The 12235-nt window shown below is 44.4% G+C and carries 16 protein-coding genes and 1 riboswitch; of the genes, 5 read left to right on the forward strand and 11 right to left on the reverse strand.

From position 1 onward, the window contains the following. Position 1: 1 nt before the first annotated feature. The 4 genes from JZ784_RS01230 to rpoD all read right to left on the reverse strand — a co-directional run bounded on the left by JZ784_RS01230 (position 2) and on the right by rpoD (position 3757). A complete protein-coding gene (locus JZ784_RS01230) occupies positions 2–535 on the reverse strand; it encodes a hypothetical protein (RefSeq protein WP_219191114.1) in 534 nt (177 codons plus the stop codon). A 75-nt stretch (positions 536–610) separates the two neighbouring features. Continuing rightward, positions 611–1270 (reverse strand): lipoyl(octanoyl) transferase LipB, encoded by a 660-nt coding sequence (gene lipB, locus JZ784_RS01235; RefSeq protein WP_346313514.1) that lies wholly within the window; start codon positions 1268–1270, stop codon positions 611–613. Between the two features lie 146 nt (positions 1271–1416). Further along, a complete protein-coding gene (locus JZ784_RS01240; protein ID WP_005011500.1) occupies positions 1417–1704 on the reverse strand; it encodes a DUF493 domain-containing protein in 288 nt (95 codons plus the stop codon). Between the two features lie 115 nt (positions 1705–1819). Further along, positions 1820–3757 (reverse strand): RNA polymerase sigma factor RpoD, encoded by a 1938-nt coding sequence (gene rpoD, locus JZ784_RS01245; protein ID WP_346313515.1) that lies wholly within the window; start codon positions 3755–3757, stop codon positions 1820–1822. 375 nt (positions 3758–4132) lie between these two features. Between rpoD and JZ784_RS01250 the strand changes: the two genes are divergently transcribed. Both JZ784_RS01250 and JZ784_RS01255 read left to right on the forward strand, forming a co-directional pair. Beyond that, positions 4133–4339 carry a hypothetical protein gene (locus JZ784_RS01250; RefSeq protein WP_005011498.1) on the forward strand — a complete coding sequence of 69 codons (207 nt, stop codon included), beginning with the start codon at positions 4133–4135 and terminating at the stop codon, positions 4337–4339. Between the two features lie 67 nt (positions 4340–4406). Next, positions 4407–4931 carry a YecA family protein gene (locus JZ784_RS01255; RefSeq protein ID WP_346313516.1) on the forward strand — a complete coding sequence of 175 codons (525 nt, stop codon included), beginning with the start codon at positions 4407–4409 and terminating at the stop codon, positions 4929–4931. Positions 4932–4999: 68 nt separating this feature from the next. Here the strand turns inward: JZ784_RS01255 and JZ784_RS01260 are convergent, their stop codons facing one another. From JZ784_RS01260 to JZ784_RS01275, 4 genes are all read right to left on the reverse strand, one after another. Beyond that, positions 5000–5425, reverse strand: coding sequence for an ABZJ_00895 family protein (locus JZ784_RS01260; RefSeq protein WP_346313517.1), 426 nt, complete (start codon positions 5423–5425; stop codon positions 5000–5002). Between the two features lie 112 nt (positions 5426–5537). Further along, positions 5538–6149, reverse strand: a complete 612-nt coding sequence (locus JZ784_RS01265) for a DedA family protein (protein WP_346313518.1) — start codon at positions 6147–6149, stop codon at positions 5538–5540. Between the two features lie 175 nt (positions 6150–6324). Further along, positions 6325–6615 (reverse strand): hypothetical protein, encoded by a 291-nt coding sequence (locus JZ784_RS01270; RefSeq protein ID WP_346313519.1) that lies wholly within the window; start codon positions 6613–6615, stop codon positions 6325–6327. A 202-nt stretch (positions 6616–6817) separates the two neighbouring features. Further along, positions 6818–7750: a rhodanese-related sulfurtransferase gene (locus JZ784_RS01275; protein ID WP_346313520.1), complete on the reverse strand. Its 933-nt coding sequence runs from the start codon at positions 7748–7750 to the stop codon at positions 6818–6820. Between the two features lie 180 nt (positions 7751–7930). Between JZ784_RS01275 and JZ784_RS01280 the strand changes: the two genes are divergently transcribed. Next, positions 7931–8419, forward strand: a complete 489-nt coding sequence (locus tag JZ784_RS01280; RefSeq protein WP_346313521.1) for a DUF1289 domain-containing protein — start codon at positions 7931–7933, stop codon at positions 8417–8419. A 45-nt stretch (positions 8420–8464) separates the two neighbouring features. Further along, entirely contained in the window at positions 8465–9076 is a 612-nt protein-coding gene (locus JZ784_RS01285; protein ID WP_346313522.1) for a LysE family translocator, read from the forward strand. Here the strand turns inward: JZ784_RS01285 and JZ784_RS01290 are convergent. Further along, positions 9058–9636: a helix-turn-helix domain-containing protein gene (locus JZ784_RS01290; RefSeq protein ID WP_346313523.1), complete on the reverse strand. Its 579-nt coding sequence runs from the start codon at positions 9634–9636 to the stop codon at positions 9058–9060. The two genes, JZ784_RS01285 and JZ784_RS01290, sit on opposite strands and share 19 nt — an antisense overlap. A gap of 139 nt (positions 9637–9775) precedes the next feature. Between JZ784_RS01290 and JZ784_RS01295 the strand changes: the two genes are divergently transcribed. Next, positions 9776–10312: an HPP family protein gene (locus JZ784_RS01295; RefSeq protein ID WP_346313524.1), complete on the forward strand. Its 537-nt coding sequence runs from the start codon at positions 9776–9778 to the stop codon at positions 10310–10312. Between the two features lie 91 nt (positions 10313–10403). Here JZ784_RS01295 and JZ784_RS01300 read toward each other — a convergent pair whose 3' ends face one another. Together JZ784_RS01300 and ribB are read right to left on the reverse strand one after the other, a co-directional pair. Further along, positions 10404–11039, reverse strand: a complete 636-nt coding sequence (locus JZ784_RS01300; RefSeq protein ID WP_346313525.1) for a Bax inhibitor-1 family protein — start codon at positions 11037–11039, stop codon at positions 10404–10406. 132 nt (positions 11040–11171) lie between these two features. Further along, positions 11172–11831, reverse strand: a complete 660-nt coding sequence (gene ribB, locus JZ784_RS01305) for a 3,4-dihydroxy-2-butanone-4-phosphate synthase (RefSeq protein ID WP_005011472.1) — start codon at positions 11829–11831, stop codon at positions 11172–11174. Between the two features lie 103 nt (positions 11832–11934). After that, a riboswitch (FMN riboswitch) is annotated at positions 11935–12090 on the reverse strand. Between the last annotated feature and the right edge of the window lie 145 nt (positions 12091–12235).

Raw genomic sequence — 12235 nt, forward strand, 5'->3', positions numbered from 1 at the left:
GTCAGGCGCTCCGTTTGAAATAAGATTGAGCTACTTTTAAGTAGATGCCGGCAGCTCCGGTTAATTTTTCTTTTAGGCTTAAATTGCTTGGATATTCTTTGACCGCAAGCTCTGCAACCAGTTTTGGCAAAATCAGCGCTTCCATCTTATTTAAGCACCGCACAAGGCGGATGGCGTAGGAAATATCGCCGTCTGCAATCATGCGGTCATTGGCAAAGGCCTGCGCTGTGCTTTCTTGGAAGGAAAATACTAAAAAAGCATGATTGAGGTGTTTGAAAGTAATGGTCAGATCTGGCTTGATGTCTAAATCAGGCACCAGTTCAAGCTGCTTGCTTTCAGTCACTCGAGCAATAAAAGCGGGGCCATGCGGAAAAACTTTCATTGACAGGGTGAAATGATCTGGAAATTTGGCGACTTCCTGTTTGACTTCTTCATCGACTTGGCTCGCCATGACTAAGCCTCTGCCAATCACGTCCATCATGAGTTTGACATAGGCTAGCTGCAAAGCGGGCTTAACGGATTTTGCTGCAATCACGCGTTCATCCCTTTTTTGAATATTATTTATTTAGAGTAAATACTCTAATTTATTTTTATGCTGAAAGCAAAAACTTTATCGCTGTTCGACTCGAACTTCCTTAAAGTAACCGCTGTTCTGTAATGTTGCAATCATATCGACGCATAAGTTCTCAAATTTAGGATAGTTTTCTACTAAATCCTGAACGCGGACCATTTCTAACCCAGCATAACCGCAGGGATTGATGGTGTGAAAGCCAGACAGGTCACAGTCGATATTCAATGCCAGCCCATGATATGAGCGGCCTTTGCGGATCTTAAAGCCCAGTGAGCCGATTTTGCGCTCATTCACATATACACCGGGCGCATCCGGTTTGGCATAAGCTTCAATACCGTATTTCTTGACCAGTTCAATCATTAGATTTTCTGCATAGGACACCAGTGTGCGGACATTCCAGCCAAGGCGGTTTAAGTCAAACATGAAATAAGCCACCATCTGGCCTGGACCATGCCATGTCACTTGTCCGCCGCGGTCGGTTTGCACAACAGGAATGCTGCTGGCCATCAGGATATGTTCTGGTTTTCCGGCTTGGCCTTGGGTCAGCACATCGTGGTGCTGCAGAATCCATAATTCATCAGGCGTGTTTTCATCGCGCTGTTCCGTCAGTGCCTTCATTTCTAGAAAACGGTCTTCATATGGAGTCAGCGAGTTGTACTGGCGAATGATTAAAGACGGTTTGACAGCAGAATCAGTCACGTCGGCAGCATCCTTTTTGGAATGATTGGTATTCATCACATTATAGGGAATTGTTTTGCGCAAGGGGATGCAGATGCATGTTTTTTGCGCTGTAAGGCCAAAAAAAACACGCCCTAAAGCGTGTTTTTCCAAGACTGGATGAATGCTTACAGGGCAGTCCGGATATGTTCACAAGCGGCCAAGTCTGCATACAGCGCATGCACCTGTTCAAGCTCTTCGAAACGAAGCTGCGCAGTAATAGAGTGATATTTGCCTGTGCGCGATGGCTGCACTGTTAATGTAGCTTCATCAAACTCTGGGAAATGTTTCACTAAAATTCCTACGACAGCGCCGTGCAAATCTGCACCTGCATTACCAATGAGTTTAATCGGGTAGTCCATAGGGAATATCCAAAGATCTTCACGGAGTTCGCGAGATGGAGTGCGGTCTATCATAGTTCACCTCAAATTTTATAGACAAAGCCTGCAACAGTGCAGGCTTTGAGTTTTCACATAAGTACTTAATGGAGGCTGTCTGAAAAAAATCAAGCCTGCATTGCATGCTTAGCTATCAGTCATTTTCCAGGAATGAACGCAAATGTTCAGAACGGGAAGGATGGCGCAATTTACGTAAAGCTTTCGCTTCAATCTGACGGATACGTTCACGGGTCACATCAAACTGTTTGCCGACTTCCTCCAGAGTATGATCTGTAGGCATGTCGATACCAAAACGCATTTTCAGAACTTTCGCTTCACGTTCAGTCAAGTTTTCCAGCACTTCACGGGTTGCTTCTTTCAGGCCTTCTGAAGTCGCAGCATCAATTGGAGATGTGATGTTGCCATCTTCAATGAAGTCACCCAAATGCGAATCTTCATCATCGCCAATCGGTGTTTCCATTGAAATCGGTTCTTTGGCGATTTTCAGCACTTTACGGACTTTCACTTCGTCCATTTCCAGACGTTCGCCTAATTCTTCAGGCGTCGGCTCACGGCCCATTTCTTGAAGAAGCTGACGAGATACACGGTTGATCTTATTAATCGTTTCGATCATGTGTACTGGAATACGGATGGTACGCGCCTGGTCGGCAATCGAACGGGTAATGGCCTGACGGATCCACCACGTTGCGTATGTCGAGAATTTATAGCCGCGGCGGTATTCAAACTTGTCTACGGCTTTCATCAAGCCGATGTTGCCTTCTTGAATCAAGTCCAGGAATTGCAGACCGCGGTTGGTGTATTTTTTCGCAATCGAAATCACCAAACGCAAGTTGGCTTCAACCATTTCTTTTTTCGCGCGGCGCGCTTTCGCTTCACCCACCGCCATGCGTTTAGAAATGTCCTTGATTTCTTTTACGTTCAAAAGCAGTTCTTTTTCGATATCCGCAATTTTCTGCTGGAATGCCAAAATGTCTGGACGGACTTTTTCCAAGTAGCCTTTTTGATCTGGCGAAGCTTTCGCAATCTGTTCATCCAGCCACGCAAAGTTCGATTCCTGACCTGGGAAAGAGGTGCGGAACTGCGTGCGGTCCATACGGCCGCGGCGGATCGCATAGCGCATCACTTCGCGCTCAGAAGTACGGATCTGCTCGTGAGTGCCGCGGATTAATTCAGAGATAATATCAAACAGGCGCGGGGTAAATTTGAACATCATGAACACGGATGCCAGCGCTTCAAGCGCATCAGCGCCTTCTTGGCTGTTGCGGCCGTGCTTTTCAATGGCTGCTTTGGTATTTTTCCAGGCATTTTCAAGTTCGGTAAAACGCGCTTTGGCTATTTCAGGATCTGGCCCCGATTCGCCTTCAGAATCATCATCGCTGCTTTCAGATTCTTCTTCTTCGTCATCATCATCCAATTTTACATCTTTGGTTGATTTGCTGTCTGAAGATTCATCTTCGTCAATGTCAGATTCTTCTTCTAAAACTTCAGGAATCTCTTCATCTGATTCAGGATCTAAATAGCCTGAAAGGATGTCGGCAAGGCGGCGTTCGCCCGCTTCATAATCTTTGTATTCCTGCAATACCACTTCTACAGCGTTTGGCCAGTAAGCAATAGAATGAAGAACGTCACGAATGCCTTCTTCAATGCGCTTTGCAATGCTGATCTCGCCTTCACGCGTTAACAGTTCAACTGTGCCCATTTCACGCATATACATGCGGACAGGGTCAGTCGTTCGGCCTGGTTCATTTTCTACAGATGCAAGTACAGCAGCAGCTTCTTCTTCAGCAACTTCGTCAGCCGCTTCATTGCCGCCTTCGAACATCGCATCATCAGTTTCAGGCGCGCGATCATGTACAGGAATACCGACGTCATTCAGCATTTGAATGATGTCTTCAATCTGTTCGCTTTCCGTGATCGAGTCCGGGAGATGATCGTTAACCTCGGCGAAAGTCAGGTAACCTTGCTCTTTGCCTCGGCTAATCAGAGCCGCTACTTGGGAAGTAGGGGAAGTCATATCGCTCATCTTTTGCTTACTCTTCGTTGAATCTGTGGCAGTAAAAAAACCGTGCATTTCAGCACAATTCGCTTAATCAATTTATCAGTGGATAGCTTGCGTATTTCATCAGGAATATTCAGCGCTTCGCTGCCTGACGAAATATTAAAAAAATAAATTCAGTAATTTAGATGGGGGTGAAATTGTTGTTTTCAAGTTCATCCCTAGCGCGCTTCTATTTTCCATTTTACGGCATAAGCATAAAAAAGGTCATAAAACTGAAAGACGCAGGGTGGATTATATCATGCCATAGAATTTGGTCAGAATAAAAGAGCAAAATTCAATTTAAATGCAAATTAAATTGGCTAAATGAAAATAAAACTTGACAAGGTTTCATAACTCATATAAATAGCGCCTAGGACCCTTCACATTTTTCATTATGAGGTAGTTTTAGTGTCTTCTACAGATTTTGAACTAGATGATAACTACGGTGATGATGACGTTAATTTCGATGAAGCCGGCAGCAAGATAAGTGCAAAGGAATCGTTGGAAAAACGCCGCTTAATCGATGATCTTTTGGCACAGCGCCGTTTAGAAAGAGAATTAAAAGAATTTGATTACGATTTCGACGATGATGATCTGGATGATGATGAGGAATAAAATCTGATTCTGCACAGGCCATGAAAATGCTATGCTACGGCTTTAAGTTTCTATGTTTGGATGTGAAATGAGTGCTTTAGATTTAGACCTATTAAGTGAATATCTCGACGGTGATGACAATGAACACGGTCTAGATTTTGCTGCGACTCACGGTTTTCTTTGCGCAATTGCGGTTGGCCCAGCATTTGCTCAATGGCTGGACGAACTTTTTGATCATAATCAAAAGAAAGTGCCGGCTGAAATTATTGCGCAAATCAAAGCATGGCTGGAATCTATCCGTCAGAACTTGGCGAATGAAGAAGGAATTGAATTTCCTTTTGAAATTGAAGAAGCGGATGTTGAATCCAGCTTAGGCGACTGGAGTGTGGGCTTTGTTGATGCCATGTTCCTGAATGAAGAAGGTTGGTTTACAGAAGAATTCGAAGAGCAGCTGGTCGATCTGACATTGCCGATTATGGTATTCAGCGGTATTGACGACGAAGATCCACAAATGGAAACTTTCCGCCGCAACGGGCAGTTAATGGACGAGTTGGCAGAAGAAATCCCAGAGAATTTAAATGAATTGTATTTGATGTATCACACACCGAATTAATTTTTTAAAGTTAAAAAAAGCGCCGTTCAGGCGCTTTTTTTATATTCTGGGCTGATGAATTTGTAAAATTAGCGTTGACGTTTTTTATGCTGTCCTTCTAAGCATTTTATTGCAAACCAGCCATAACTAAAATAAAACACTGCAAACTCAATGAGAATGATAAAAGCGATAGCAATCAGCCAAATCCACATTGGGATAAGCTGTAAGCTTGCAATGATGGCTTGGCTTGTTCCTGTCGCTAAGACAAAAATAAAGACCAGCAACGCGCTGATAATGAATGTACAAGCGATAGATCCCCAAATGAGTTGAACCTTTTCATCTGCATTTGGAATGCGTTTTTCCCGCTTAACAAAATGCCAAGCTGTAAAAAAACCGCCGGCAATCAGTGTTGGAACACCGCTGCTGCTTCCTATATGAATAAATAGAGAAATGACTCCAAATATCATCAGGGCTACGGTGTATGCTCCTGTAAATATCCATAAATACGGCTTCATATGTTTTTATCCCCCTTGAAAATCTTTAAAATTACAATTAATTAACCAGATAGTAAGTTGAAAATATGCTTTATTAAAAAAATTATGCTTTCTAAGCACGCTGAGCGGCGTGCTAAATATTCTTGTTTTTGAGTTTGCGATAGCAATGCCATAGCAGCACTAAAACGACGATCATAATAATGACATAACCGACACGGCTGAAGATTTCATGCATCAATGCCTGATTTTCACCAAAATAAAAACCGACACAGGCCAGGAATGTGGTCCAAATAATCGTGCCTAGCGCGCTGTAGAACATGAATTTCCAAAAAGGCATGCGGCTCATGCCGGCAGGAATGCTGATCAGTGAACGTACAGCAGGCACCATGCGCCCGAAAAATACAATACGGTGGCCGTATTTTTCAAACCAAAGCAGTGACTTTTGGATATCTTCAGATTTTATAAATAGATATTTTCCATAGCGGTCTGTGAAGCGGAAAATGGCATCATGGTTAAATTGATAGCCAATCCAATACAGCAAGGCCGCTGCAGTCAGAGAACCGATGCAGCCTGCAATAATAACGCCGCTGAGCAGCAGCTGCCCTTGTGACGCGGCATAGCCTGCGGAAGGCATAATAATTTCAGAAGGAATGGGCGGAATTACATTGTCTAAAAACATCAGCAGGGCAATGCCTAAATAGCCCAGCTGTTCCATGATGGACAGTATCCACTCGGTTAAATTCATGCTTTAAGTGTTCAAATATATCCAAATTATCCTAAGCGTTATTGCCGCTTCCGTAAAGCATCAATATCAGTGAAGCCGCCGATGATTTGGCGGCGGACTGAAGTTGCACAGTGTGGTGCAAAGCCCGCGTGCGCTTCATGTGCAGCTGTACTCTCCATGAAAATCAGGCTGGCTTTTAACACTCATCATCGTCTTGCATATGGATGAGTGTGTAGATATAGATTTCACGCAGCAGGTAGGGGAGCGCAAAAGGAATCCAGCTGAGCAATAGAACATTGGCAGCTGTTGTTTTAAGGTGATAAGCGATAAAAAGCGCGATCAGTGCGCCAATGAGTGTCCCCAAGGCGACAATAAAAAGATGAGATTGCTGATGCAGCATCTGATTGATTTTATTTAATTCAGCATATTGGTGATGATGCCGCATGCGGTGGTTGTGCTGTACTGGCGCAGCTAAATTTTTAGGCATTTTACTTTCCTTTTCAATTAATTGTGAATCGAAACGGCAATTTATAATTCAAAATATATAGAGCAGGAGCGCCGCCGAAAAGTGTTTAAATTGTGATTTTTGTCACTTTTTATTTCTATTGTGTATGTCGGATGTAAAAAAAACAGGCCCTGCTAAGAGGGCCTGATGAATAAGATTTCACATTGCCTGCCGGCAGTAAGCGTTATAAGCGCTTGCGTTTGGCGGCTAAAATTTGGGACTGGCGCATGCGGAAGCCTGCTTTTTGCTGTTCAGATGTTTTGTCGATGCAGTATTTGCAAGATACGCCATGTTCATAGCTTGGCAGTTCGACTTCTGCAGGAAGCAGTGGCCAGCCGCAAGCGTGACACTTGATATTTTCGCCTTCTTCCATGCCATGTGTAACCGCGGTACGGCCGTCAAAGACGAAGCATTCACCTTCCCACATGCTTTCTTCTGCCGGGGTTTCTTCTAAATATTTTAAAATGCCGCCTTTGAGGTGGTAAACCTCATTGAAACCTTCTTGAAGAAGCAGGGAGGTTGATTTTTCACAGCGGATGCCGCCTGTGCAGAACATCGCAATTTTCTTGTCTTTGTGCTGTTCCAGCTGTTTTTTTACGTAGTCAGGAAATTCGCGGAAAGTTTCTGTTTGAGGATCAATCGCGCCTTTGAAGGTGCCTGCTTTATATTCATAATCGTTGCGGGTATCAACCAGGATCACGTCATCACGGGCAATCAGTGCATTCCACTCTTTCGGGTCAAGATAGTGCCCGACCAAATCACGCGGCTTAACTTCTACGCCCAAGGTGACAATTTCTTTTTTGTGTTTGATTTTCATCTTGCGGAATGGCTTCTCAGAGCTGTGAGACTCTTTATATTCCATGGATGCAAAACCTTCATTCAAAAGAAATTGATGAATAGCGTCAACCGCTTGGCGGTCACCCGCAACAGTGCCGTTAATGCCTTCATCTGCAACAATCAGAGTACCGCATAAGTTGATGGTTTTTACCAAATCCAGCAGGCGCTGCTGTAAATCAGCAGAGTCCTGTACTTCTTTGAATTGATAAAGCGCCGCAACAACCCAGCCATCGGCCGCATGCTGTTCTACAGGTGCAAGCTGTTCTACAGTAGCGTTCATGGATACTCCAATTGAAAATTAAGAATTTTGAAAGGCGCATATTTTAACGTGAATTGCCGCAATAAGCGAGTCATCCGATACAGATTCATGGCTTCTCATCCAGTGGCAGAGCGTGTATATTCTTGACCAGCCGGCAAAATGCCGGCCGTGCAGATTTGATGAATTATATGGGAGCTTGCATTGACTACGGATCGCCGGATTGCCTCATTAACCCCTTGTGCGGGACGCTGTTCGACGGTATTTGGTGATTCAGTCTGCCGCGGCTGCAGGCGCTTTAATCATGAAGTGATCAGATGGAATACCTATACGCCGGAACAGCACAGTGCAGTTTGGCATCGGCTGGATGCACAGCTGGATCAAATTTTAGTGCCGCTGCTGCCGCTGGCGGATTTGCGGCATGTGGAAGGTTTTGTCTTGTCGAAGCGTGTGAGGCTGCGTCCAGATGCAACACGCGGCCGCAAATTGTACCATGCCTTGAAATTATGCGAAAAAAACCGCCACTTTACAGATGAAAGCGGTTTAGGCATTCATTATAAGCAAGTCCGTCCGCTTTGGGATGAGTTTGAACGCCGCATTTTGGCTTTAGCAACGGCCAGCTATGATCTGGCTTTTTTAAGAGCGGACGGCATGAGTATGCATTTGCTGCAAAGCATGGATGAAGAGAACTAAGTCCTCTTTTTTTATGAAATTAAAAATGAATAATGGGGGCATAAAGTGAATTTTGCGGAATATTTTTTATATTGCGCGGCTGTTGTGGTAATGATCGCGACGCCAGGGCCAGTGATGCTGCTCGTCGCCAGTGCGGGGCTGCAGGGCGGCTATAAGCGTGCGCTGCAAACGATTTTTGGAACCAATTTTGCTTCGCTGGTGCTGATTTTGCTATCGGTGCTGATTTTAAAAGGCGCACTGAATATTAATGAACAATGGCTGAATGGCATTAAGGCGCTGGGCTGCTTCTATATTGCCTATATCGGTTTTGATATTCTGAAAGAAGTGGCGTCAAGCTCTTCTGCCGAAAATGAAATGACACCCAATGCGGTATCTGGCGGTTTTAAAAAAGGCTTTTTAGTGGGAATCTCTAATCCTAAAGATATTATCTTTTTTGCCTCATTTTTCCCGCAATTTACCGGTGTTACCGCCGATTTAAACCTCAGTTTAATCGTTTTGACCATGAGCTGGATCATCTTGGATTTTGCAACATTAAGCATAGTCTATTTGTCATTTAACCGCTTAGCCCAATCTGTCTGGTATCCAAAGCTGCTGGCCTTATGCGGGCTGATCTTGATTGCTGTTGCGATCTATGGCATTTACGGCGTCTGGTTTTGATCCTCGGTTTGCGTCTGAAAAGATTCAATGACATCAAAAATCAGCGCTCTGCTCATTGCCGCTGTTTGTGCTTGAAAGCCTTCGACCAGAAATTGATTGATTAAGCCCTCCAGCTGTAAATACATCAGCTGCGTAATGTCTTGACCGCGTTTTAGCTTAAGGGTCTGTGTTTGAATCAGAGAGCGAACCCATTGTTTATGCTGCTGGGCGATGGCAATGATGCTGTGATCGTCTGGGCTGGATTCGCCAACTGCGCGGACAAACAAACAGCCTTTGAAATGGTCGCTCTGAAACCATTGAATATGCCAATCATAGATTTTTTTTAAAGCGTCCACGCCTTGCAGGCCGTCTACAGCAGCTTGCAGGCTTTCCCTAAAACGCTGATCGCGGGCTTGCAGCACACTCTGAACCAATTGATGCTTATTGCTGTAATAGGTATAGAGTGTTGTTTTCGAACAGCCCGATTCATCGCGGATTAAATCAACGCCTACACCGCTGAAACTTTGCTGATTAAACAGCTGTTCCGCAGTTTTCAAAATTTTATCTGCCGATTTAGACATGCATTTACGCTCGCATTGGATCCAATGAATATTACCGCATCGCCGATTTTTTAAATCGGCTATTTACAAATAGTACAGATCTGTACTATTTTGATTTTAGCGCGCGCTATATCTGAAATCAATATCGAAGGGCAGAATCATGTTTATATTTTCAGGCAAAGAAAAATTAGCGCCTAAACCCAGTGCAGGCATGCTGCTGCGCGGATTTGCAGGCGGCATGCTGAGTATTTTTATTTTATTGCTGCTGAGTGGTTACGCGCATCAGCCTTGGATTATGGCGCCGTTCGGCGCGAGTTGTGTATTGCTGTATGCCGTACCGCAATCGCCATTGGCGCAGCCGCGCAATGTGATTTTTGGACACGTGGTGTCTGCGGCTATAGGTTTATGTGTTGCACTGTATTTTCCAGTTAATGCTTTCAGTATTGCTATAGCTGTTGGTTTAGCCATTTGCTGCATGCAATTTTTGAGATGCGTGCATCCGCCAGCCGGCGCCAATCCTTTAGTCATTTTATTGACGGCGCCGGCCGTACACTATGATTGGGGATTTTTGCTGTTTCCAGTTTTATCCGGTGCGGTCAGTCTAGTGGCTGTAGCCTATGCTGTGAATAATTGGCGCAGCAGCAAGCCATGGCCAGAGTATGGTTTGGCCTTATGGCATAGTAAAATGAAAGAGTGAATCGCTGCCGCGAAAGTAGCAGCTATATTTTAGGATGAGGCCATGCAGATGTAGCGTATATGCATCTGCTAGCTATACTTTTCACACTGGATTAATCATCAATGAAATTAAATAGATGACGAACAAAGCTGAACAGGCCGATAATGTCCATAAATAAATCGAAAGCACCCGTATGCGCGTTATAGCCGAGCTGATCTGCACGCATTAAAATTTGGCTGGTATCGTAAAGAATCCAGCCAATAAATATGACTGAGCCGAAAATACCGATAAATAGAGATAAAGCGCTGATATGAACAAAGAATGAAATAACTGATAGGGCAAGAATGACCCAAAATCCAATATTTAAACTGGCATGTAAAAAAGAGAAATCTTTTTTACTGAAAAAAACATAGCAGCTGGTTCCCGCAAAAATAGCCAAGGTGGTCGCTGCACCAGTCATAAATACATCTGGACGGTATAAATGCGCAATTTGGCCCAGGCATAATCCTGTGATGATTAAAAAGATTGGAAAAACCGCTTTAATCGGGTTGCGTAAACCAAACCAGCCGCATGCAATCCAGATAATGGAATCGAGAAGCATCAGCGGGCCAGCGGAGGCGGGCGGCAGCTGGGTGTAGGAAAATATGCCTAATAGAGTCATTAGTGCCAAAGCGCCGAAAAGCACCTGATAAGTACGCTGGATGAATTGGCTGTCTTTACGGCTTAAATCTGAAAAATGGCTGAGCATGATTGAACCTTATTTATTTGTAATTATTGGTTATATTCTTTTATTAAATTAAATGTGCCTAAAAAGCAAACGTTTTTCGACCTGCAGAAAAAAGCCCAGCGTACAGGCTGGGCCTTTTATTAAATCTTTATATTAAATTTGGTGCGCAAGCCGATATTGCACAATTTCTTCAATGGTAATGAGAGTGAGATTGTGTGTTTGCGCATAAGACAAGACTTGAATGCCGGAAGCCATTGAGCCATCTGGATTGGTCACTTCACAGAGGACGCCTGCAGGTTTGAGGCCAGCTAAACGCGCCAGATCTACACTGCCTTCAGTATGACCGCGTCGGGTGAGAACGCCGCCGTCACGGGCGCGTAAAGGAAAGACATGTCCCGGACGGTTTAAATCACTGGCTGCTGCGCCATCTTTAACGGCGGCATGAATGGTGGTGGTGCGGTCTTGGGCTGAAACCCCAGTGGTGACACCTTCAGCAGCTTCAATAGTCACAGTGAATGCGGTTTTAAACTGGCTGGAGTTGTCTGTCACCATAGGCGGCAATTCGAGATGGTCGGCTAATTCATTGGTCAGCGTTAAGCAAACGATGCCTGAACCGTCTCGAATCATGCGGGCCATGGTTTCGACATTCAGGGTTTCCGCAGCGACAATCAGGTCGGCTTCATTTTCGCGGTCAAAATCATCCATGACCAAAACGGGTTTGCCTTGGCGCATATCTTCAAGCGCTTGCGCTATGCGCTGCTCAAATGGAGGAAGGGCTGAAAAGAAAATTTCGGGTTGAATTAAACTGGACATTGAAACGCTCTCGTAAGTTTTAAAATACGGTTGAACATTTCAGGACATTGAAAAATAGGCGCAGCAGATCAATTGCAGCCGAGGCTGTAATTGAAACTTTTAACGTCGTCTTCTTTCATCCGGACTATACCGTCGGCTTTGGTATTTCACCAAATCTGCGAATCGCGGTTAAGCGATAGGCTCGTGGGCTGATTCAGCCATAATGATTTTATGCTGAACTTACCACCGGTGGGGAATTGCACCCCGCCCTGAAGCGATGTGCAATGAGTATATGCCTGTTTCAGTCTTTAAGGGGGGATTTTTTATCGTGAATCATTGCAAAATTTAAGATAAGCAAAACAGATAATTTGATTTGTAAGCTTTTTTATTAAATCCGCAAAAGCGTGCTATCTTGCCAAAAGATC

It is taken from the genome of Acinetobacter sp. CWB-B33, from assembly GCF_039655955.1.
In the GTDB taxonomy this organism is placed as follows: Bacteria; Pseudomonadota; Gammaproteobacteria; order Pseudomonadales; family Moraxellaceae; genus Acinetobacter; species Acinetobacter bouvetii.

Coding starts and splice junctions, on each gene's coding strand:
- JZ784_RS01240 (WP_005011500.1), bottom strand. CDS start 1,704: ATGATAGACCGCACTCCATCTCGCGAACTCCGTGAAGATCTTTGGATA.
- rpoD (WP_346313515.1), bottom strand. CDS start 3,757: ATGCACGGTTTTTTTACTGCCACAGATTCAACGAAGAGTAAGCAAAAG.
- JZ784_RS01255 (WP_346313516.1), top strand. CDS start 4,407: ATGAGTGCTTTAGATTTAGACCTATTAAGTGAATATCTCGACGGTGAT.
- JZ784_RS01260 (WP_346313517.1), bottom strand. CDS start 5,425: ATGAAGCCGTATTTATGGATATTTACAGGAGCATACACCGTAGCCCTG.
- JZ784_RS01265 (WP_346313518.1), bottom strand. CDS start 6,149: ATGAATTTAACCGAGTGGATACTGTCCATCATGGAACAGCTGGGCTAT.
- JZ784_RS01270 (WP_346313519.1), bottom strand. CDS start 6,615: ATGCCTAAAAATTTAGCTGCGCCAGTACAGCACAACCACCGCATGCGG.
- JZ784_RS01275 (WP_346313520.1), bottom strand. CDS start 7,750: ATGAACGCTACTGTAGAACAGCTTGCACCTGTAGAACAGCATGCGGCC.
- JZ784_RS01290 (WP_346313523.1), bottom strand. CDS start 9,636: ATGTCTAAATCGGCAGATAAAATTTTGAAAACTGCGGAACAGCTGTTT.
- JZ784_RS01295 (WP_346313524.1), top strand. CDS start 9,776: ATGTTTATATTTTCAGGCAAAGAAAAATTAGCGCCTAAACCCAGTGCA.
- JZ784_RS01300 (WP_346313525.1), bottom strand. CDS start 11,039: ATGCTCAGCCATTTTTCAGATTTAAGCCGTAAAGACAGCCAATTCATC.
- ribB (WP_005011472.1), bottom strand. CDS start 11,831: ATGTCCAGTTTAATTCAACCCGAAATTTTCTTTTCAGCCCTTCCTCCA.